A 23,169-nucleotide genomic window follows, 5' to 3' on the forward strand; every position below is an offset into this window, starting at 1 on the left:
ATAAGTATCCTCACTAGACATGAATAAAATTAATTGATTCTATTAAATTCTATCATTTTACAGATTGAAGGGCAAGAGATATACTAAATAAGAGAAGGAAGAAGGAGGTAGATTTTGAAGAAAAGCAAAAAACCATATTTTTGGCTTCTAACTATCAATTTATTCATTAGCACATTCACTTTTGGAGGGGGGTATGTAGTTGTACCTATGGTTAGACGTTATTTTGTAAAACAGAAGCAATACTTTACAGAGGATGATTTGATGAGTATGGCGGCAGTTGCACAATCAACTCCTGGAGCAATTGCAATCAATTTATCTGCTTTGGCAGGTTATCGAGTAGCAGGTACTTTAGGAGCTGTTATTAGTTGTATATCTGCTATAATACCTCCACTTGCTATTCTTGGATTAGTATCAGTATTTTACACAACTTTTATCTCCAATGTTATTGTTGCTGCAGTATTAAAAGGAATGCAAGCTGGTGTTGCTGCATTAATCGTAGATTTGATTATTGATATGTGTTCTATGATACTAAAAGAACGTTCTCTATTCTTATCAGCTATGATACCTATTGCTTTCTTTGCAAATTTTGTGATGGGTATAAATGTAGCTCTCATATTAGTTGTTTGTTACTTTATGTGTGTAATACGAGTTTTTTACAAGAAGAGGGAAAATAAATGAATACAATTTGGAACTTATTTTTTATATTTTTGAAAATAGGATTGCTTAGTATTGGTGGTGGCTATGCAATAATACCTTTAATTCAAGAGCAAGTAGTAAATCAAACTGGATGGATAAGTGAGAAAATGTTTACAGATATTATAACTATTTCGCAAATGACACCAGGACCATTAGCTGTTAATACTTCTACTTTTGTTGGGCTTCAAATTGGAGGTTTTTGGGGAGCAGTTGCGGCTACTTTAGGTTGTGTATTATGTGGGGTAGTAATATCTCTATTTTTATATGATTTTTTTCAAAGGCACCAAAATTCTACCTATATATTTGAAATATTAAACGGTCTAAAGTCAGCATCATTAGGTTTAATTATCTCAGCTGCCGCCACAATTATAATCCTTGCATTATTTGGAACGAGTACAATGTGTTTTAATTCCATATTTAAGACGTTAAATTGGATTGCACTAGTAATATTTTGTGTTATGTTATTTATAGTGCGTAAATGGAAGACTAATCCCATCGTAATTATGTTAATAAGTGGTATAGTGGGAGTGCTTTTTTATTTATAATGTCATCACTCAAACACATTATACAAGTTCCGTGTTTGGGTGAGTTTTAGCACATGTCAATCAATAATAAAAATGTCCAAATAGCCAATAGAGTAAGGCTATTCAGACGTTTAAGAAGATTTGAAAAGACAATCTAAAACTTACATAGTCTTTAGATTAGATTTATTATTTACCATACAAGAAATGATTTTTCTTTGAATAGATATTATTAAATTAAGCTATAGATATAATTGTTTATGCCAAGAATTCATTTGAGTTTAATATATCAATACTTAATGTTAAAATAGGTGTATTGACCATCAATATAATATTTACTTAGTAACATAATCCTACACATTATTGATTTTCTAAAAACCAATTATATGCTTCTCGACAAAATTTATCACTGTCTAAATAGTAACTATTATGAACATTATCAATTTCAATAAGCTTCTTCTTACATTTTAAAGAATTATAATAACTATCAAAATATTGTATTTTAAAATATCTGTCATGAAGTGTTTTGAAGACAAGAGTGGGTATATTAACTCCATTTTTTATTGTACTATCTTGTGCAACAAAACATTCTAACATGGTGCTAATCATTTTTGTACTATTTTTCCAAATATGAGGATTTTTCTTTTCCAATACTTTATAAAATTCGTTATCATAGACTTCGTTATAACCTTCATACTTAGGAGGTTTTAATGTTATATGGAAATTAGGGAGATATTTGAGAAAAAAGTTCAATAATTTAACAATTGGATAGGGATAACCTACTCCTGTCGTATTTTTATAATCAACACAAGCGAACTGAGCAAAACTTTTTAGCTTATTGTTTGAACATGCATAATATTGGGCAAACATACCACCAATACCAGTATTTCCATATAGATGTATGTTAGAAGAGTAATTTTCTTCTATATATGTAACAACAGAATCTAAGTCTTTTACAATTGAATTCCGAGAGAAATCTTTTTCATTTCCATCACTTCTCCCTGTTCCTGAAAAATCAAAAGCGAAGATATTTACATTATATTGAGTAAGTGGTTCATAGGCTTTTTGCATCTCAAGTGTAGTAACAATGGGAGTATGCGTAACAATAATATTCATAGATGATTTTCCAGTGATGAATGAATTACAAAAAATATTTATATCTCCATTTGGTATTTTTATATGCTGCCAATTCATTTGGTTTCCTTTCCTTATATTACAAAAATATAATGATTTCTAGAATCTAATTTATAGGTTAGTCATATTTTATCACAGCAATATATTAAAGTTAACTCTTTTCTTATGTAGCTACAGTAATAATTTTTTCATAATAACTGCTAATTTTATGTTTCAATTTTTTCTAGTTTCATTCGCAATACCTTAATTTTATATAAAATGTCCTGTAATGCTATTTGGATTTATTCTTATTTCATCAGGCGTTCCTGAAGCAACGATTTCTCCTCCATTTGTTCCACTGTCTGGACCTATATCGATAACCCAGTCAGAAGCACATATAACTTCTGTATTGTGTTCAATAATTAAAAGTGAATGTTGCTCATTTACAAGTTTTTTAAAAGTAATTAGCAAATTCTCTATATCTTTAAAATGAAGTCCAGTAGTAGGCTCATCTAATATGTATAACATTCTTTTTTTAGTTTTTGTTCCTAATTCTTTTGCTAATTTTATCCTTTGAGATTCTCCTCCACTTAATCCTAATGTATTTTGTCCTAGTTTTAGATAGCCAAGTCCCACTTCATCTAATAGGGAGAGTTTTCTATATATATCAGGACAATCACTAAAAAATGATTTTGCTTCTGTTACTTCCATGTCAAGTATATCTGCCACTGTTTTTCCTTTGTATTGTACAAACAGTATTTCTTTTTGATATCTCTTACCTTGGCATTCACTACAAGTTACCCATTGGTCTGCCATATATTGTAGAATAATTTTTGTTTTTCCTAATCCTTGACAGTTGGGGCATTGCCCCTTTTTGCTATTAAAGCTAAAATGGCTTTCATCCAATAATTGTTGTTTTGCTTGTGAAGTTTTAGCAAATAGAGAACGAATTTCATCAAAGATATTGATATAAGTAGCAGGTGTAGAGCGACTAGATTTTCCAATAGGTGTTTGGTCCATTAAGATAAAATCATCAATAGTATCAAATCCAGTAAGTTCGGTATAGTTTTTATTTGGGATAGATTTTTGGTTTAATTTTTCTTCTAAAGCAGGAAGTAAACTGTGAAATACAAGAGAACTCTTACCAGAACCACTAACACCTGTAATAGAGCACATACAGTTTAAGGGAATTTCTACATCAATATTTTTTAGATTATTTGCATGGCATCCCTTTAAGTTTAACCATTTACTTGGCTTAACATTATTTTTTGAACTTATTTTATTGGATGTACTCAGATATTTGCCTGTTATAGAATTTGGATTTTCTATAATTTCTTGAGTTGTACCTTCTGCAATAATGAAGCCACCTTTTGTACCAGCGTTTGGACCTACATCAATAATATAATCAGCAGCCAGTATTGTATCCCTATCATGTTCCACGACTATAACAGTATTACCGTTATCTCTTAGCTCTTCTATAGTTTTGATGATTAGATTATGGTCTCTTGGATGTAAACCAATAGATGGTTCATCTAGAATATAGGTTAAGCCTACTAATTCACTTCCTAGCTGACTTGATAATCGTACTCTCTGTAGCTCTCCTCCAGATAAGGTTGGAGCTGTTCTATCTGTTGATAGATAGCTAAGACCTACCTTTAATAGATAACTAACTCGAATTTTTAATTCTGTTAATATATCATTTACCAAAAATATCTCATTTTGTTGAAGTTGATTTGGTAATTCACACAACCAATTCCACAACTGTTCTATCGTCATTTTTGTTAATTCAGGGAAGCGATAACCTTTGATTGTAGTGAATCTAGCTTCAATACATAGCAACTCACCACCACATGTATGGCAAGGAATTTTGTTCATATATTGATGTAAGGCATTATTTTGAGAACTGGATTCTCTAAAAAGTCTTTGAATGTGGTTGATTGCCCCTGATGCAGGTCTTTTAATCTTTGATTCTCGCCCCCTTGATTCAAAGCTAAATTCATATATCTTATCGCCTGTACCATATAAGATTGCATCTATAAAATCTCTTGGCAATTCATTCCAAGGCATATCTAGGTCGATATTTTTATCTTTTGCGATTGCATATAATTCACCTACCATCCAATTACCATTTGGCTTTTTCCCCCTCAATTTTCCAAAGTAGTAAGTAGCTCCATCCAATATTGAAATAGTAGGGTCTTTTACAATTAATTGAGGATTAACTTGATAGGTAAAACCCAATCCATTACAATCATGACAAGCTCCAGTATGGGAATTAGCATTGAAAGTTGAAGTATTTATCTTAGAAAAAATAGTTTGGCAATGTGGGCAATAATTTTTTGTAGTATTCTTTTTTTCTAATGGAATTTTGCAATATGGACAGTAACTTTTTCCAATTGATACAAATAACATTCTTAAGTAATCCCAAATGCTTGTAAGAGTACCAACTGTAGAACGAGGATTTTGGCTTCCTTTTTTTTGTTCAATAGCTATAGTAGGAGTTAATCCTTGAAGTAAATCGAATTCAGGTTTTTGAAGATGTTCTGAAAGTTTTGCTCCATTACTTAGGTTTTCAAAATAACGTCTTTTTCCTTCTTCATAAATCGTATCGAAAGCTAAAGAGGATTTTCCACTACCACTTACACCTGTAATAACAGTTATTTGATTCTTTGGAATTGTAACCTCAACATCTTTTAAATTGTTTTGCCTTCCTCCTTTTAAATAAATAGAACTTTTATTGTGACAAAGTGAATTTTTAATTGGTTTATTTATTGCTTTGGTAAATTTGAATTTTTTTTCTAGTTCAAGAGGATTACCTAATTCTTTTGTTTCCGAAATACCTAACATTTTTAACTGAGAAAAGATTGATGTCAAATAATCTTCAGGTAATTTTTCTATTAACAAATTAAGGTCTTCTATTTTTATATTGCCACTTGATAATATCTCTGCCATTTCATCTAACAAATTTTTTTCTGCTCTTGTTAATTGATTGTATTTTTTAGAACTTAATTCTGTCCATAAATCCCATGGAAGCAATTCCAAACCAATCATATTATTAAAGTCATGTAGAAGGGTACCCTTTATGGAGTGCCAACCTTTCCAATTTTTATTATATCCAAAGTCATCTGGGTGAGTATGGCCTTGTCGACAACTTATCCAGGCTTCTGAGCCAGTTAAAAACCCATCTATTTTTCTGACATCATGAGTGTCAAAATTAATGTGAAAATAATTTTTTTGTATGTTATCTATTTGTGCATCTATTTTTATCCACCTTTTTGTTACCATATCATAGTATTCTACAAGCCAGTGGTCTTCATAAGGAAGCTCACTTTCAAAATAATTAGCAAAACCTGCTCTCATTCTAGCTTCAAAACCTCTATATCTTAGGAAGGATACAAGAAGTAAAGAGTAGTCTCTGCACATACCAACTAATCTCTGTTTTGGCTTTCTTGGAATAGTTAGTGAGTTAGAATCTATTTCAAATATTCTTTTTAACATTTGAGGAATTGTACGAAGTAATTCTTCATCGGCTTGCTGCCTATTAAAGGTTATACCATATAGTTTTCCTTGGTCTCCATGAATTACTAGGTTTTGGACTACTTTTAATAATTCTACTGGAGTATTTGGTAAATTTTGATATTTATTTTCAAATATTCTAGGATTTGTAATAATACTTTGTTCTTTATAATTGTTTATTTTCATTTATTCTTCACCTCTCTGAATGCATAATATACCCTAACATGGTGTTAGATTCAAGGGAAATTTAAATTTTTCTCGGGATTGTTTTAATTCATGATAACATTAAATTTTTAATGAAATAATAAATAATACTTAGTTTAGGTACTAAAATTTAAAAATAAATAAAAAAATAATATAATGATGAATTGTAATACAAATATAGTTTGTGTTATATTTGTTGTAATGAGTATAAGTTGTATTTACAGTTTGTTAAAATTTGCAATGGGATATTGTAGGAGGCTGAGATGACAGAACGTGAAAAGATGTTAGCAGGAGAGTTATATGATTGTGGAGATAAGGAATTGTTATATCAATGGCATAAGGCAAAAGATTTGACTAGAGAGTATAATAATTTGAAATCAGATGACAAGATTAATAAAGAACGTATTTTAACTGAGCTCTTAGGTAAAAGAGGGGAGAATATATGGATTACGGCACCTTTTTATGTTGACTATGGAAATAACATTTATTTTGGAAACAATTGTGAAGTGAATATGAATTGTACTTTTTTAGATGATAATGAAATAATAGTAGGTGATAATGCCCTAATTGCACCTAATGTGCAAATATATACAGCTTTTCATCCAACAAATGCTAAAGATAGATTTGGAGAAAAAACTGATGATGGATTTAAGTTTTGTAAAACTATAACAGCTCCAGTTAAAATTGGGAATGATGTTTGGATTGGTGGAGGAAGTATTATTTTACCAGGTGTAACAATAGGAGATAATGTAACTATTGGTGCAGGAAGTGTTGTGACAAAATCAATACCATCTAATACTATAGCTTACGGTAATCCTTGTCATGTTATTAGAGAAAATAAGTGAGAACTATTGCAATATATTTATTCATGAAATATTGAAGACATTATTAAAATAAAGAGCTATCTCAAAATTAGGGGTAGTTTTTTTTATTAATAGATATCAGGCATTGTATTTATTCCATTTACTATATTTATGCACATAAAGAATTATATCTCATATGATTGATTAATAAAGATATTATTTACGAATTATTAACATAATGTTAATATGGAATTCTTGAATATTAAGAAATAGGATACTATAATATAGTATGAATAGATTCTTAGTAGAGAAATTTGTAGGTGCTAATATACATTTAAAAAATAGATTTATAACCTGGAGGACAAAAAATGAAATTATCAAGGTATAAGAAAAATAGTTTAGTTTTGTCTATAATCTTATATTCACTTATTATTTCAATCCTTGTAATTATTATTTTCAGTACCATAAAACTGCACAATATATCTAATAAACAAACTAAAAGCTATTTAAAGGATGTATCTACACAAATTGTAATGAATGTTGATTCTAAAATAAAATTTATCTTATCTGATTTAAGAATAATGGCAGATTTTATTAAACAATATGAGGGTGATAGTCGATATGAGTACTTATCTAAAAGAAAGACTAGTTATAAGTATTATGACATTGGAATAATTGATTTAGAAGGTAAGGCAGAGTTTTTAAGTGGAAAAAAACTTGACTTGAAGGATACTGTTTCATATAAAAAAGGAATAGAAGGTAAAGAATACTCAGAAGTAATAGAATCGTTAGGGTTTGTTCTCTATACAGTGCCTATATTTGATGATAACCATGAGATTTCTAGCCTTTTAATAGGTGTATCTGATAAAGAAAGTATGAATGATATTCTTAAAATAGATAATTTTAATGGAAAAGGAACTATTGAAATTATTAATAGACAGGGAAGCCCTCTTTTTATAGGAAAAAACAGTGAATTAATAAAAGACCTTAGTTACAAATATAAAGATTCTATAAATGAGCCTTGGGCTCAAAAGATGCTTAATGATTTTGAAAATGAAAAGTCGGGAGATATTATAATAACATCATCAAAAGATATAAAATGTTTATTAACTTATTATCCAATTACAAAAGGTCTAAATGATTGGTATTTTGTTCTTATAGTGCCTGAAGAAGCTGTACTTGGTGAACTTAATAAGCTAAACTCTTTTACAATAATAATGACGTTTATAGTTACATGTATTATTGGAATTATAACATGGCTTTTATATACTATAAGAAAAAAATATGTAAATCAAATAGAAAATATTGCATATTTAGATAATATAACAAATGGCATTAACCAAACCAAATTTAGTATGTTAGTAAAACCCTTAATTTCAGAATCGCCAGATAATACCTATATGATGATAGCGATAAATATAAAGGAGTTTAAGTTAATAAATGATTGCTTTGGTAGTGATAAAGGAAATATGACACTCAAACATATTTATAATGTTTTATCTAAAAATATTACTAAAAATGAAGAATTTGTATGTCGTCATGATGCAGACCTTTTCTATTTGTTTATTAAAAATAGACCAGTGTTAGAAGTTTTAGAGTTATTGTATAAAATAGAAGCTGATATAAATTATTTTAATGAGGGTAGAGAAAATCCGTACTTTTTAAGAATATCAGCAGGTATTTACACTATTGAAAATCGTAATGAAGATTTAATCACAATACAAGACTATGCAAATACAGCAAGAAAAAGCTTCAACAAAGCTCATCAAAGTGATTTTTCTTTTTATAGTGATATAGAAAGAAAGCGATTAATATCTGAGAAGGAAATTTCAAATTTAATGGAAAAAGCCCTTGAAGATAAAGACTTTTTTATATGTTTACAACCAAAAATTGATATAAAAAATGGTAAAATCAGTGGAGCAGAGTCTCTTGTGCGTTGGAGAAATTCAGAAAAAGGTATAATTTATCCAAGTGATTTTATTCCTCTTTTCGAAAAAAGTGGATTTATATGTAAATTAGACTTATATATACTTGAAGAGACATGCAAATTGATTTCTAAATGGATAAAAGAAGGTAAAGAAGTATTGAGAATTTCTGTTAATGTATCAAGACAACATTTAAATGATAAGTCTTTTTTAGAAAAATATGAACTTATATGTAATAAATATAATGTACCAACATATCTGATAGATTTAGAGCTTACAGAATCTATCTTCTTAGAAAATCCAGAAGCTATAGATGTAATAAATGATATTCATTCTAAGGGATTTAAGTGCTCTATAGATGATTTTGGATTTGGATACTCATCATTAGGGATATTAAAAGATTTTAAAGTTGATATAATTAAATTGGACCGTTCATTCTTTGTCAGCAAAAATAATATAGACCGTGGTAAGGTAGTTATTGAGTCTATTATTGAACTTGGCAAAAGACTTGGTATGAAGATAATTGCTGAAGGAATTGAAGAGTTAGAACAAGTTGAGTTTCTAAAAAGTATAGGATGTGATTATATTCAAGGTTATGTTTTCTCTAAACCACTATTAATATCTGAATTTGAAGAGTTCACATATGCTGATAATAAAATAAAAAGTTTAAAAATATCGAATGATTAAATATCTAAAAGAAAAATCTGAGCAGGTTATATGATTGAAAATATAACCTGCTTTTTTTATTTGTATATTTAATAAAAAAGACAGCTACAGATTTTGTAAAAACAATTTTCAAATGTTGTAAGTTGTCGTTAAAGCTTTATTGTATTATTCTGAATATATAGAAAGTCAGTTCCTGTTTTCAGACATAAAGAAAGTAAAATATACATAATAATATAAAATTTGCTGTTTTTATAACTCTAATTATTTTGAAAGGAGGAAAGTATGATAAGTGGAAGAATGTTACTCATTATGAATTTTCTAAAAGATAAAAGTAAGACAAGTTACCGGGAAATTAGTCAACAGTTAAGCATAGAAGAAAGAAAAGTTAGATATGACATAGACAATCTAAATGTTCTTTTGCAATCATTAAATAAACCACTAATACAAAGAATGAATAAAGGCTCATTAATTATTCCAAGTGATTTCCAAGTAGTATATATAGACAATAATGACTATGTATTTTCCTTAACTGAAAGAGTATCTATTATGAAGATTATATCAATGTTTAAAATAGATAAGTTAAACTTAGAAAAATTGAGCAAAGAGTTTAAAGTTTCTAGAAGTTCGATTAAAAATGACCTTAATGTTTTATCAAATGAACTAGAGAGAAATCAAATAACTATTACTTATGATAAAGTTTTCAAAATAAATGGAGATGAAGATACTATATACAAACAAAGGTTAAACATATTAAAATTATATTCTTACCTTTTTGGTAAAGAAAAATCTGATTTGAGCGTGTTTGAGAAGTATATAGTGAAGGTAATCGAAAAAATATTCAAAGGACTTTCCTTGAATGATATATATAATTGGTCTACAGATTTACTTTTACAAATGGGCTGGACTCTAAATGATGAGTCTTTTACATGGTATGTATCAAATATTTTTCTTTTTACATGGTACATACATTCAGATGAAAAACATCCTTTAGAATCTTCTTCATTGAGTGAACCATATTTTGAGAATAAATTTGACCAAGAATTTGAACAAATCATTCAAAAGAAGTTAACTAAAGAACAGATTTTATTGTTAAATAGTTTTGTATTTTTTACAAATAAGTATGCAAGTTTAAATGAAGATATGGATTTAATTAGTACAGAGATAATAGTTCAGGATTTAATTTATAATATGTCTGAAATACTGAACATTGATTTTAAAGAAGATATGATTCTTTATAAAGGTCTACTTAATCATATCGCTCCATTGATAGAGAGAATCAAACAAAATATACAGATTTATGAAGAGTTATTCCATGTAATACCAGATAAATATCAATATGTACTTGAAGCTACCAAAACTTCTGTACAAAAAAATAGGATGTTAAATCAAATAAAAAATGAAAATGAAATAATACTTCTAGCAATACATTTTTTAGGAAGTGTACAAAGAAACGAAAGTAACAATTATAAAAATATATTATTAGTTTGTGGATTTGGATATGGTGTAATTGCTATATTAAAAGATACTTTAATAAATGACTATCAAATAAATATAGTAGATAGCATTCCATCATACAAATTACAAGATTACAAAGACTGGGAAAATATAGATTTTATCGTAACAACATCAAAAATAGTAGTAGACTTACCTAAAACAATTATTGAGATTAATCCTTTTTTACAAGAAAACGATTATTTAAAACTTGAAGAAAAAGGAATAAAAAGAAAGAATGTCTTGACCAATTACATATCAATTAAAAAGAGATTAGATTTTTTAGAAGAAGATGCTCAAAAAAGAGTACTGAATATTATATGGCAAGAACTAGGATATAGTGATGAGAGAATGCTATCTAGACAGCTTAAACTAAGTGATTTAATAGGTATTGATACAATAAGTGTGATTGATAAAGAAATAAAATGGGAAGATGCTGTGAAAATTAGTTCAAATATACTTGCTGATTGTGATTTTGTGTCAGCACAATATGCTGATAATATTATAGATATTCTAAATAATGTAGGTTTCTATGCTGTAAAGGATGAGGAATTTGCTTTGTTACATGGTAATGATAGTTCATTGGTCAAAGTAAGTTCAATAAGTTTATTAATATGCAAAGAAGCAGTCAAATTTGGAGATAAGAAAGTTAAAATCATATTTTGTCTAGCAAGTATAGATAAAAAAGAGCAAATTCCTGCAATAATTAATTTAACTAAAATGGTTTATAAAACCAATTTTATTACTATGTTAGAAAGTGTAAAGACAAAAGAAGAAGCAGAATGTTTAATTCATAAATATGAGAAGGAGGTCACTGAATGAGCAAATTAGTCAATGTAAAATGTTCATTTGAGATGAAAGCAACTTCAAAAGAAGAGGCTATTATATCATTAGTAGATGTAGTATCAAAAGAGGGTTATCTGAAAGAAAAGAATCAATTCTTAGAAGATGTTTTAAAGAGAGAAGAAACACTGTCAACCTATATTGGTCATGGCATAGGCCTTCCTCACAGTCAAAGTATTGGAGTTAAGGATTCTTGTATTACAATTGGAAAACTTGATACATCTATTGAATGGACAGAAGAAGGTGAAAAGGTAGATTTAATATTTTTAATATCTGTGGCAAAAGACAATGAAAATAATCTTCATCTAAAGATTTTATCAAAGCTTGCACGTTTGTTAATGCATGAAAGTTTTAGAAATCAAATTAGAGAGTCAGACGAACAAACAGTCTATAATCTTATAAAAGAAAAAATAGGGGAGGAAGATTAGAATGAGGATTTTAAAGTTTTTACAAAAACATCTTATGACAGCAACTTCATATATGATTCCATTTGTAGTTGCTGGAGGTATATTATTTGCTCTATCAGTAACTCTAAGTGGACAAGCTGCTGTTCCTGAAACTGGATGGCTAGCTAAACTTAATCAAATTGGAGCCGCTGGTCTAGCTTTGTTTATTCCAATATTGGGTGGTTATATAGCATTTAGTATGGCAGATAAGCCAGGGTTAGCTCCAGGCATGATAGGTGCATATTTAGCAAAAGAAGTAAATGCTGGTTTTATAGGTGGTATCATAGCAGGATTTATAGCGGGATTTGTTGTTTTGCAATTAAAGAAAATTAAATTGGCACCTACAATGAGAACTTTAGGTTCAATATTCATTTATCCTTTGCTTGGAACATTGATTACAGGTGGTATAATTGTATTTTTAATTGGAGAACCTATAGCTTCTTTTATGACATGGATGACTAATTGGTTGAATGGAATGTCTGGTGTTTCTAAAATACCTTTAGGTGGTATCCTAGGAGGAATGATAGCTTCTGATATGGGCGGTCCTATAAATAAAGTAGCTGCGACTTTTGCCCAAACTCAAGTTGATACACTTCCATATTTAATGGGAGGAGTTGGTGTTGCAATTTGTATACCTCCAATTGGATTAGGGTTAGCTACATTATTGTTCCCAAAAAAATTTAGTAAAGAGGAAAGAGACTCAGGAAAAGCCTCTCTATTAATGGGATGTGTTGGAATTACAGAAGGAGCGATTCCATTTGCAACAGCAGACCCTGTTAGAGTAATTCCATGTATTATGGCTGGGTCGATTATAGGAAACATTATGGCCTTTTTATTGGGGTGTTTAAATCATGCACCTTGGGGAGGTCTGATAGTATTACCAGTTGTTGATAATAGATTGGGATATATTGCATCAGTCATAACTGGAGCAATAGTCGTTGCAGTATTAATGAAATTAGTAAAGAAGGATGTAAAAGAAGACGAAGAAATTGAAGAAGATATAGACGATTCTATTGAACTAGTATTTGAAGAATTATAGATATATAGATATAAATACTGTTAATTTATATGAAAACCTATTATAAAAATAATCATACAAAATTCTAATTTTAAAGGAGATAAGAATATGAAAATTGTAGCAGTAACATCTTGCCCTAGTGGAGTAGCACATACTTATATGTCAGCTGAATCACTTGAATTATCAGCAAAAAAATTTGGTATAGAAATAAAGGTTGAGACTCAGGGGAGTTCTGGAATAGACAATGAGTTGTTACCTAAAGAGATTGAAGAAGCAGCCTGTGTAATACTAACTAATGATGTTGAAATTAGAAATATGGATAGATTTAAAGGAAAAAAAGTTGTAAGAATGAGTGTTTCTGACATAATTAAAAAATCTGATGCATTAATTAAGAAAATAAAAGATACTTTTCAATAAAGTTTGATTTATTTTACATATAACATAAAGATGTATTTGATATTAATTCTATTAAATACATCTTAAAAATAGAATAAAAGGAGATATAGTCATGAAAAAATTACCAATAAAGACTGTCGTACAACGACTACTAGACTTACAAGAAGAGGGGAAAAGTGCAACACTTTTAGGAATTGGTCCTATGTCACCAAACTTGTTACAGGCAAGTTTTGAACTAGCAAAAGATGATGATTTTCCTTTAATGTTTATTGCCAGCAGAAATCAAGTAGATGCAGATGAACTAGGTGGTGGTTATGTAAATGGTTGGAATCAAGAAACTTTTACAAAGGATATTAAGAAGATAGCTGATAAAGTTGGATTTGATGGTTTATATTACTTATGCAGAGATCATGGAGGCCCATGGCAAAGAGACAAAGAAAGAAATGACCATTTGCCTGTTGACAAAGCCATGGAATTAGGAAAAAAATCTTATTTAGCTGATATTGAGGCAGGTTTTGATTTATTAATGATTGACCCTACAAAAGACCCGTTTGAAATGGGAAAGGTAATCCCTTTAGATGTAGTCCTAGAAAGAACTGTAGAATTAATTGAATATTGTGAAAATGAAAGAAGAAGACTCAACCTACCAGAAATAGGCTATGAAGTTGGGACAGAGGAAACAAATGGAGGATTAACTTCAACTGAGACATATGAAACATTTATAACTAGATTAAAAATTGAACTTGAAAAGAGAGATTTACCAATGCCAACATTTATAGTTGGTCAGACAGGGACTCTAACTAGAAAAACAGAGCAAGTAGGCACTTTTAATTTTAAGAATGCTTATGATTTAGCTCAAATGGCTAAAAAGTATGGCGTTGGCTTAAAAGAGCATAATGGAGATTATTTAGATGATGTAACTTTATTAGAACATATACCTTCTCAAATTATTGCTACAAATGTTGCTCCTCAATATGGCACTGAAGAGACTAGAGCATACTTGAAACTAGCAGAAGTTGAAAGAAAACTAAAGGAAGAAGGATTAATTGAAAAAACTTCAAATATTAGACAAGTTCTTCTTGTCGATGCTATAGAATGTGGACGTTGGAGAAAGTGGGTAATGGGAGAACAGAAAAATCTAACTACTGAAGAAATATTTAAGGATGAAGTTTTATCTAATGAGATATTAGATATTGCAGGTCATTATACATTCAACAATGATGATGTTAAAAGAGAGATAGAAGTGCTTTATAGTAATTTAAGCAAAAATAATATTGATGGTCAAAGATTTGTTGTAGACCATATTAAACGACCTTTACGTGATTATGCAGAATGTTATAATTTAAAAGGTGTTACTACAAGAATTTTAAATAAATAATAGGACTTATAGTGGTAAGTATTGTTATACTAGGTATTTATAGTTATAATTATACTTACCACTATTAAATTTAGGAGGATTAATATTTTGATTAATTTAATTTTTGATGTAGATGATACTTTATACAACCAATTGACACCTTTTTATATTGCATATGATAAGTTGTTTTCTTCAATAAAAGGTGTTTCTGTTGAAGATTTATATATAAGCAGTAGAAAATATAGTGATGAAGTATTCCATTTGACTGAGAGTGGAGAGATGCCAATTGAGAAAATGCATGTATATAGAATAATGAAGGCTTTTGAAGAATTAGGAAATCCTATTACAGAAAAGGATGCTCAAAATTTTCAAGATGAGTATATATATCAGCAATCACAAATTACTTTAATACCAGAAATTGAGCAAATTTTGAATTTTTCTAAAGAAAGAAATATTAATATAGGAATCATAACGAATGGGCCATCAGCGCATCAAAGGATGAAGTTAAAGCAGTTGAATATTGAAAAATGGGTTGACAAAAATCATATTTTTATTTCTAGTGAGGTTGGTTTTTCTAAGCCAGACATCAATATTTTTAGAGTGGCTGAGAATGTCATGAATCTAGATAGAGAAAATACATATTATATAGGCGATTCTTATAAAAATGATGTAGTAGGTGCTAAAAAAGCTGGATGGAAGAGTGTTTGGATGAATCATAGAGGTCATGGAGTAGAAGAATTGTTTTATAAGCCTGATTTTGTAATTTTGGAATATAAGGATTTATTGTCTTTACTTATAAAAGTATGTAGTAAATCAAATACTAGTAATAGAATTATATAAAATAATTAAGAGTAGCTATGTAAAATTATATATTTAAATTGTAGGAAATCTATTTTTTATTAAAAAACAGATTATTTAGAAAAAGGGGAGGTCTTAAAATAAAAATTTGAGTATCCCCCTTTTGATTATCTAATTAAAATGAAATAATTAGAAATATATTTTATTTAGCTTAATCAATAACGTTTTGAGATTCCTTATAGCTACATGTTAACTGTTGAATAGGCTTGTCATATGGCTTAACCCATTCTTTATTAATACTTAATTCTGTAAGTGCTGTATGACCTTCAACCATTTGAGTTAGTGAAGCTGAATATATAGCTCTCAATTCAGGGGTACTACTTGTTAATGCAGAGTTAAGGTACATATTAGCAGATGCTTTAGAAGATGCAAGCATACTTAATATTATTACTTTATCGTCTATATAAGTATTGTTTTTAATTAGATTTTCTATCATATTTCTCATATTGTCTATACCTCCTCAGAAATTAGTATTTCATTTTCAACTATAAATTGTTGCATAGCTTTAATTCTTCCTTCTGTTGCTAATATACTAGATTCTGATTGTCTTTTTAGGTCTTCATCTGATATTAACATATTTATTGCTCTTTGCATAAGTAATCCATCAGATTCCATTTTTATAACAGCTGCTAAAGATATTTTTTCAGTTTCTGAAAGTATTCTCATTTAATCATCTCCTATATTGTAATTTATTCTTTAATATTATGTCTTCCTTTTTAATGAAATAACCATAACATTTTTTTACAGTATCTTATATTCTATTTATATCAAATTTTAATCAACTCATAAAATTTTTTAGGAGGATAAAATGAATTTTAAAAATAAAACCAAAGTATTAAGTTTATGTTTAATATCAATACTAATGATATTTACATCGTGTACGAATCCTAAAAGAGGGAAACAACTGAAATCAATATATTAGCAACTATAGACTTACATGGAGAAGTTACATATAATATAGCTTAAAAAATAAATAAAGAAAAAAGAACCTAATATGATATTAGTAGATTTTTATGAGTCAGATGATTTATTTAAGACAATGGAGCAATATCCTAGTGATGCTTGAGATGTTTACGGAAACGATGAAATAGTTAAAAAAGAAATGACTATAATTATACAAATGAGTGAAGTTAAATATGATTCAGTAGTATTTGGTAATAATGAGTCTGTTGCCATCTCTAAAAAATGATTTACTGTTAACTAATATATAAATAATATTAGAAAAGAAGGTTTATATTATGATATTTAACAGGCATTCTTTTAAAAAAGAGTTGATAAGGTAAAAAAGAAGTAATAAAAAATAATATATAAAAATTCAAAAAAGGAGTTAAATTTAAAAGTTGATTAAAAAAATCAATCTTGAGACTATCCATTTTTTATTTTAACAAAAAAATATAAATATAGTTCGACACAGGGCGAATGAAAAAAATACAAGAAATATTTTTTTTAAAAAATTTCAAAAAAGAGTTGATAATATATGTATATTAATATAAAATTTAAGGTGTATAATTCGTATAATGATACGAATGATTTGAAATGTAAAATAACTTATAAACGGAGAGGGGAAGTCTAATGAAAGTAGCAGTAGTTATGGGTTCAAAATCAGATTATCCAAAATTAGAAGAAGGGATAAAACTACTTGAAAAATATGGAATAGAAGTTGTAGCAAGAGCATTATCTGCTCATAGAACACCAGAACAACTTTCAATATTCCTAAAAGAAATAGAAGATGATACTGATGTAATAATAGCAGCAGCAGGAAAGGCAGCACATTTACCAGGTGTAATAGCTTCACAAACACTAATTCCTGTAATAGGATTACCTATTAAATCATCAACTATGGACGGACTAGACTCACTTTTATCAATAGTTCAAATGCCAAAAGGAATACCAGTTGCAACAGTTACAATAGATCTAGGTTTAAACGCAGCTTTATTGGCATTACAGATAATGACTTTAAAATACCCAAAATTAAAAGAGGATTTGAAATCATATAGAGAAGAGATGGCACAAAAGGTGCTAGAAGACGACAAGAATTTAAGGGGGTAGCAGAAATGTTATTATATGAAGGAAAAGCAAAACAAGTATACTCTACAGATAATGAAAATGAATATGTTGTTTATTATAAAGATGATGCAACAGCATTTAATGGAGAAAAAAAAGCAGAAATATCTTCAAAAGGTATACTAAACAATAAGATATCAACAATAATCTTTGAAATGTTAAAAGAAAATAATATAAATACACACTTTATAAAAAGTTTATCAGATAGAGAAATGCTAGTTAAAAAAGTAGAGATTTTACCATTAGAGGTAATAGTAAGAAATATTGCTGCGGGCTCTATTTGCAAAAGAGTTGGTCTTGAAGAAGGTGAAGTTTTCGATGAGCCAATCTTTGAAATAAGCTACAAAAACGATGCTTATGGTGACCCAATGTTAAATGATGATTATGCAGTAGCAATGAAATTAGCAACTAGAGAAGAATTAAAGTTCTTAAGAGAAGAAACTTTAAAAATAAATGAATTACTAAAAGCATTTTTCTTAAAATTAAACCTAAAGTTAGTTGACTTTAAAATAGAATTTGGTAAAGATTCAGAAGGAAACATAATATTGGCAGACGAAGTATCACCAGACACTTGTAGACTTTGGGATGTAAATACAAATGAAAAGTTAGATAAGGACAGATTTAGAAGAGACCTTGGAGACCTTGTAGAAGGTTATACAGAAGTACTTTCAAGAATGAATAATAAATAGGAGGCAAATGTATGTGTGGAGTTTTAGGGATTTACTCTAATAAAGATGTAACTAAAGAACTATATTATTCTTTATATTCTATGCAACACAGAGGGCAAGAAAGCTGTGGTTTAGCTCTTTTGGATGATGGAGAAATTAAGTACAAAAAAGATATGGGATTAGTTGGAGATGTTTTTAAAGAAAGTGAACTATCTAAGTTAAAAGGAAATATAGGTATTGGACATGTTAGATATTCAACAGCTGGGGGAAGTCATGTTTCAAACTGTCAACCTTTAGTTGGAAGTTGTAGAAAAAGACAATTAGCCATAGCTCATAATGGAAATCTAGTTAATGCAAATTATTTAAAAGACATGTTAGAAGAAGATGGATATATGTTCCAAACTAATTCAGATACAGAAGTGATTTTATATATACTTGCAAGATATTACAAAGGTGATATAGTAGAAAGTTTAAAAATGACTATGGATTATATCAAAGGTGCATATGCTCTTGTAATAATGAGTCAGGAAGAATTGGTTGCAGTTAGAGACCCACATGGATTCAGACCTCTTGTACTTGGTAAAAAGGGTGATGAATATATATTTGCATCAGAAAATTGTGCAATAGACATACTTGGCGGAGAAGTTATAAGAGATGTAGAGCCAGGGGAAATAATAATAGTTAAAGATGGAGAATTAAAATCATATTTTTATTCAGAAAATTATAAGCCGGTTAAGAAGAGTTGTATATTTGAACACATATACTTTGCAAGAAACGATGCAACTATAGACAATGTAAATGCATATGAATTTAGAATTAAATGTGGTGAAAGATTAGCTCAAAATGAAAATGTAAATGCAGATATGGTAGTTCCAGTTCCAGATTCAGGTTGGCCAGGAGCTATTGGTTATGCAAATGCTAGTGGATTAAAAATAAGTGAAGGCTTAGTTAAAAATAGATATGTAGGAAGAACATTTATAAAACCTACACAAGAAGAAAGAGAAATAGCTGTAAAAATAAAATTAAATCCTCTTTCAACAATAATAAAAGGAAAATCTATAATTTTAGTAGATGATTCAATTGTAAGAGGAACTACATCTAAACAGTTAGTAAAATCTTTAAGAGAAGCAGGGGCAAAAGAAATTCATCTTAGAATAACATCTCCTCCAGTAGCTTACTCTTGTTATTATGGAATAGATACTCCAAATCGTTCTAAATTAATTGCATCAAGTAACAACGTAGAAGAAATGAGAGAATATATTGGATGTGATAGTCTAAAATTCCTAGATATAGAAGGAATGTTAGATGCAGCAGAGCACAAGTCTACTTTCTGTAAAGCTTGTTTTGATGGAGAATACCCAGTTAAGAAAATTGATAAGGAGGAATTACTTTCATGTTAACATATAAAGAATCAGGTGTAGATATAGATGAAGGAAATAGAGCAGTAGACCTTATAAAAGGTAAAATAAAAGGGACTTATGATGGAAATGTAGTTGGAGATTTAGGTAACTTTAGTGGATTATACAGTTTAAAAGATTTTGTGGGAATGAAAGAACCAGTTTTGCTTGCATCTACAGATGGTGTTGGGACTAAGTTAAAAATAGCTCAAATGATGGACAAGCATGATACTGTTGGAATAGATTTAGTTGCAATGTGTGTAAATGATTTAATTTGTCAAGGAGCAAAGCCATTATTTTTCCTTGATTATATAGCTCTTGGGAAATTAGTTCCTGAGCATATAGAAAAAATAGTTGGTGGAATTGCAGATGGTTGTAAAATGTCTGGTTGTGCACTAATTGGTGGAGAAACTGCTGAGATGCCTGGTATGTATGGAGATGATGATTATGATTTAGCGGGATTCTCTGTAGGTATAGCAGACAAAGAAAAGATTGTTTCTGGAAACAGTGTTAAATCAGGAGATGTATTAGTTGGTATATCTTCAAGTGGAGTACACAGTAATGGATTTTCTTTTATAAGAAAGATATTTTTAGAAACTTACAACTATAAGATGGAACAATATGTTGAAGAACTAGGAATGACAGTTGGGGAAGCGCTTTTAACACCAACTAAAATATATGTTAAATTAGCTTTAGATGTATTAGCTAAACATGATATAAAAGCTATAGCTCACATAACTGGTGGAGGGCTTATAGAAAACATAACAAGGGTTATACCTAAAGGATTAGGATTAGACATCAATAAAAAATCTTGGGAGAAGCCTCCTATATTTAAAATGATAGAAGGTTTTAATGCTGTTGATGAGAGAGAACTTCACAAAAGTTTCAACATGGGTATTGGACTAGTTTTAATAGTAAATAAAGAAGATGCTAACAATGTTGTAGACTTTATAAACAATAGAGAAAATGACAATGCTGCTTATGTAGATAAAAAATACAGTGAATTATTAGAAGATAAAGCATATATAATTGGTGAAGTAGTAGAGAGTCATGAAGGTGTAGAATTATGTTAAATATAGGAGTTTTAATATCTGGTGGGGGAACAAATTTACAAGCAGTTATAGATGCAACTGAATCTGGAAAAATAAAAGGTCAGGTTAAAGTAGTTATCTCAAGTAAGCAAGATGCTTATGGCTTAGAGAGAGCTAAAAATCATAACATAAAGGCAATTTGTGAATCTAATGAAGACAAGATAATAGAAATTCTTAAAGAAAATAAAATAGATTTAGTAGTTTTGGCTGGTTATTTAAAAATAATCAGCCCAAAGCTGGTTAATGAGTTTAGAAACAAAATGATAAACATACATCCATCATTAATTCCTTCATTCTGTGGAGCTGGATTTTACGGAGAAAGAGTTCATCAAGGTGTTATAGATTATGGAGCCAAAGTAACTGGAGCTACAGTTCATTTTGTTGACGAGGGTGCTGATACTGGACCAATTATAATGCAAGATGTAGTTAAGGTTAATCAAGATGATGATGCAAAGACACTTGCAAAAAGAGTGTTAGAAGTTGAACATAGGATTTTAATAGAAAGTTTGAGTCTTTTTTGTGAAAATAAATTAAAACTTCAAGGTAGGAGAGTGTTTATAAATGAGTAAGAGAGCTTTAATAAGTGTAACTGATAAGACAGGTGTAGTAGAATTTGCTAAAGAGTTAAATAAGCTAGATTATGAAATTATATCTACAGGAAATACTTTCAAGACATTAAAAGAAAATGGAGTTAATGTAATGCAAGTTGAAGATGTTACAAACTTCCCAGAAATATTAGATGGAAGAGTAAAAACATTAAATCCATATATACATGGTGGGATACTTTACAAAAGAGATAAAGACTCTCATGTGAAAACTGTAAATGAACACAAAATACATTCAATAGATTTAGTAGCTGTAAATTTATATGATTTTGAAGGAACTTTAAAGGCTGGAAAAAGCCACGATGAAATGATAGAAAACATAGATATTGGTGGCCCATCTATGATACGTTCTGCTGCTAAAAACTATAAAGATGTAATAGTAGTAGTAGATATAAAAGATTATGATTCTATAATAGAAAAATTAAAAACAGACACAATGACATTAGAAGACAGAAAAAAATTATCATATAAAGCTTTCTCAACTACAGGAAGATATGATGCGTTAATATCTAGTTATTTTGCTGGAGAGGTTGGAGATACATATCCTGACATATTAAATTTAACTTTCCAAAAAGAACAAACTTTAAGATATGGAGAAAATCCACATCAAAATGGTTTCTTATATTCACAATCAAATGCAAAAAATCCAATCTTAAACTATGAGCAATTAGGCGGTAAAGAACTTTCTTTTAACAACTTAAACGATTTACATGGATGTTTAGAAGTAATGAGAGAATTTAAAGATAGCGAAGAAGTAGTTTCAGTAGCTATAAAACATGCTAATTCATGTGGAGTGGGATTAGGTAAAGATGCTTTTGAAGCATATACAAAATGTTATGAAGCAGATAAAGTTTCAATATTTGGTGGAATAGTAGGAATAACTTCTACTGTAGACAAAGCTACAGCAGAGAAATTAAATGAAATATTCTTAGAGATAGTAGTAGCATATGATTTTGAGCCAGAAGCTTTAGAGGTACTTAAACAAAAGAAAAATTTAAGAATACTAAAATTAGCTAAGATAGAAGATAGTTTACAACCATATGAAATGAAATATTTAGATGGAAAATTATTAATACAAGATAGAAATAGCACTTTAGCAGAAAAAAGTGAAAATGTAACAAAAGCAAAACCAACAGATGAACAACTTAAGGACATGGAATTTGGTATGAGAGTAGTAAAAAATATGAAATCAAATGCAATTGCGATAGTAAAAAATGGTCAAACTTTAGCTTTAGGTTGTGGGCAAACATCAAGAATTTGGGCATTAAAAAATGCTCTTGAAAACAACAAAGATAAAGATTTTACAGGAGCTGTTTTAGCATCAGATGCATTTTTCCCATTTGATGATTGTGTAACATTAGCTCATGAATATGGAATATCAGCAGTAGTTCAACCAGGTGGTTCTATAAAGGATAAAGACTCAATAGAAGCTTGTGATAAGTATGATATGGTTATGGTATTTACAGGAATAAGACACTTCAAACACTAAGGAGG

General features: G+C 29.2%; 20 protein-coding genes. 16 read left to right on the forward strand and 4 right to left on the reverse strand.

The genetic code is table 11. The features are described from left to right. Positions 1 to 111 precede the first annotated feature (111 nt). Both ACTG44_RS01570 and ACTG44_RS01575 read left to right on the forward strand, forming a co-directional pair. On the forward strand, positions 112 to 678 hold the full coding sequence (locus tag ACTG44_RS01570; RefSeq protein ID WP_479921689.1) for a chromate transporter: 567 nt from the start codon (positions 112 to 114) through the stop codon (positions 676 to 678). Next, on the forward strand, positions 675 to 1,241 hold the full coding sequence (locus ACTG44_RS01575; protein WP_479921144.1) for a chromate transporter: 567 nt from the start codon (positions 675 to 677) through the stop codon (positions 1,239 to 1,241). Before ACTG44_RS01570 ends, ACTG44_RS01575 begins: the two co-directional genes overlap by 4 nt. A 336-nt stretch (positions 1,242 to 1,577) precedes the next feature. Here the strand turns inward: ACTG44_RS01575 and ACTG44_RS01580 are convergent, their stop codons facing one another. Together ACTG44_RS01580 and uvrA are read right to left on the reverse strand one after the other, a co-directional pair. After that, on the reverse strand, positions 1,578 to 2,411 hold the full coding sequence (locus ACTG44_RS01580) for a serine aminopeptidase domain-containing protein (RefSeq protein ID WP_021382615.1): 834 nt from the start codon (positions 2,409 to 2,411) through the stop codon (positions 1,578 to 1,580). Positions 2,412 to 2,600: 189 nt separating this feature from the next. Next, positions 2,601 to 6,029 carry an excinuclease ABC subunit UvrA gene (uvrA, locus tag ACTG44_RS01585; RefSeq protein ID WP_479921145.1) on the reverse strand — a complete coding sequence of 1,143 codons (3,429 nt, stop codon included), beginning with the start codon at positions 6,027 to 6,029 and terminating at the stop codon, positions 2,601 to 2,603. A 281-nt stretch (positions 6,030 to 6,310) separates the two neighbouring features. Here uvrA and ACTG44_RS01590 point away from each other — a divergent pair, with 281 nt between their 5' ends. The 8 genes from ACTG44_RS01590 to ACTG44_RS01625 all read left to right on the forward strand — a co-directional run bounded on the left by ACTG44_RS01590 (position 6,311) and on the right by ACTG44_RS01625 (position 15,832). Further along, positions 6,311 to 6,892 carry a sugar O-acetyltransferase gene (locus ACTG44_RS01590; RefSeq protein WP_479921146.1) on the forward strand — a complete coding sequence of 194 codons (582 nt, stop codon included), beginning with the start codon at positions 6,311 to 6,313 and terminating at the stop codon, positions 6,890 to 6,892. 326 nt (positions 6,893 to 7,218) lie between these two features. After that, complete coding sequence (locus ACTG44_RS01595; RefSeq protein WP_479921147.1) at positions 7,219 to 9,462, forward strand: EAL domain-containing protein; 2,244 nt, start codon at positions 7,219 to 7,221, stop codon at positions 9,460 to 9,462. Positions 9,463 to 9,723: 261 nt separating this feature from the next. Continuing rightward, complete coding sequence (locus ACTG44_RS01600) at positions 9,724 to 11,754, forward strand: BglG family transcription antiterminator (RefSeq protein WP_479921148.1); 2,031 nt, start codon at positions 9,724 to 9,726, stop codon at positions 11,752 to 11,754. Next, positions 11,751 to 12,203 carry a PTS sugar transporter subunit IIA gene (locus ACTG44_RS01605; protein ID WP_021382613.1) on the forward strand — a complete coding sequence of 151 codons (453 nt, stop codon included), beginning with the start codon at positions 11,751 to 11,753 and terminating at the stop codon, positions 12,201 to 12,203. The genes ACTG44_RS01600 and ACTG44_RS01605 overlap by 4 nt, the downstream gene beginning before the upstream one ends. A 1-nt stretch (position 12,204) precedes the next feature. Next, positions 12,205 to 13,260, forward strand: coding sequence for a PTS fructose transporter subunit EIIC (locus ACTG44_RS01610; RefSeq protein ID WP_021382645.1), 1,056 nt, complete (start codon positions 12,205 to 12,207; stop codon positions 13,258 to 13,260). A gap of 87 nt (positions 13,261 to 13,347) precedes the next feature. Continuing rightward, complete coding sequence (locus tag ACTG44_RS01615) at positions 13,348 to 13,656, forward strand: PTS fructose-like transporter subunit IIB (RefSeq protein WP_021382617.1); 309 nt, start codon at positions 13,348 to 13,350, stop codon at positions 13,654 to 13,656. Positions 13,657 to 13,747: 91 nt separating this feature from the next. Beyond that, complete coding sequence (locus ACTG44_RS01620) at positions 13,748 to 15,013, forward strand: class II D-tagatose-bisphosphate aldolase non-catalytic subunit (RefSeq protein WP_479921149.1); 1,266 nt, start codon at positions 13,748 to 13,750, stop codon at positions 15,011 to 15,013. Positions 15,014 to 15,100: 87 nt separating this feature from the next. Then, the gene (locus ACTG44_RS01625; RefSeq protein ID WP_479921150.1) at positions 15,101 to 15,832 is read left to right on the forward strand and encodes an HAD family hydrolase; all 732 of its coding nucleotides are present in this window, start codon (positions 15,101 to 15,103) and stop codon (positions 15,830 to 15,832) included. A 169-nt stretch (positions 15,833 to 16,001) separates the two neighbouring features. Here ACTG44_RS01625 and ACTG44_RS01630 read toward each other — a convergent pair whose 3' ends face one another. Together ACTG44_RS01630 and ACTG44_RS01635 are read right to left on the reverse strand one after the other, a co-directional pair. Next, positions 16,002 to 16,295 carry a spore coat protein gene (locus ACTG44_RS01630; RefSeq protein ID WP_479921151.1) on the reverse strand — a complete coding sequence of 98 codons (294 nt, stop codon included), beginning with the start codon at positions 16,293 to 16,295 and terminating at the stop codon, positions 16,002 to 16,004. 5 nt (positions 16,296 to 16,300) lie between these two features. Next, positions 16,301 to 16,516, reverse strand: a complete 216-nt coding sequence (locus tag ACTG44_RS01635; RefSeq protein ID WP_021364155.1) for a hypothetical protein — start codon at positions 16,514 to 16,516, stop codon at positions 16,301 to 16,303. A 906-nt stretch (positions 16,517 to 17,422) separates the two neighbouring features. Here ACTG44_RS01635 and purE point away from each other — a divergent pair. Genes purE through purH form a run of 6 tightly spaced genes read left to right on the forward strand, consistent with a single transcriptional unit; the run spans position 17,423 to position 23,164 of the window. Next, positions 17,423 to 17,899 carry a 5-(carboxyamino)imidazole ribonucleotide mutase gene (purE, locus tag ACTG44_RS01640; RefSeq protein WP_003425290.1) on the forward strand — a complete coding sequence of 159 codons (477 nt, stop codon included), beginning with the start codon at positions 17,423 to 17,425 and terminating at the stop codon, positions 17,897 to 17,899. Positions 17,900 to 17,904: 5 nt separating this feature from the next. Then, on the forward strand, positions 17,905 to 18,603 hold the full coding sequence (purC, locus tag ACTG44_RS01645) for a phosphoribosylaminoimidazolesuccinocarboxamide synthase (protein ID WP_479917920.1): 699 nt from the start codon (positions 17,905 to 17,907) through the stop codon (positions 18,601 to 18,603). A gap of 11 nt (positions 18,604 to 18,614) precedes the next feature. Continuing rightward, positions 18,615 to 19,982: an amidophosphoribosyltransferase gene (gene purF, locus ACTG44_RS01650; RefSeq protein ID WP_021382604.1), complete on the forward strand. Its 1,368-nt coding sequence runs from the start codon at positions 18,615 to 18,617 to the stop codon at positions 19,980 to 19,982. After that, entirely contained in the window at positions 19,976 to 21,052 is a 1,077-nt protein-coding gene (gene purM, locus ACTG44_RS01655) for a phosphoribosylformylglycinamidine cyclo-ligase (protein WP_479921152.1), read from the forward strand. The genes purF and purM overlap by 7 nt, the downstream gene beginning before the upstream one ends. After that, positions 21,046 to 21,639: a phosphoribosylglycinamide formyltransferase gene (purN, locus tag ACTG44_RS01660; protein ID WP_479921153.1), complete on the forward strand. Its 594-nt coding sequence runs from the start codon at positions 21,046 to 21,048 to the stop codon at positions 21,637 to 21,639. The genes purM and purN overlap by 7 nt, the downstream gene beginning before the upstream one ends. After that, on the forward strand, positions 21,632 to 23,164 hold the full coding sequence (gene purH / locus ACTG44_RS01665; protein ID WP_479921154.1) for a bifunctional phosphoribosylaminoimidazolecarboxamide formyltransferase/IMP cyclohydrolase: 1,533 nt from the start codon (positions 21,632 to 21,634) through the stop codon (positions 23,162 to 23,164). The genes purN and purH overlap by 8 nt, the downstream gene beginning before the upstream one ends. Positions 23,165 to 23,169 lie beyond the last annotated feature (5 nt).

It is taken from the genome of Clostridioides sp. LIBA-2809 (assembly GCF_056688965.1).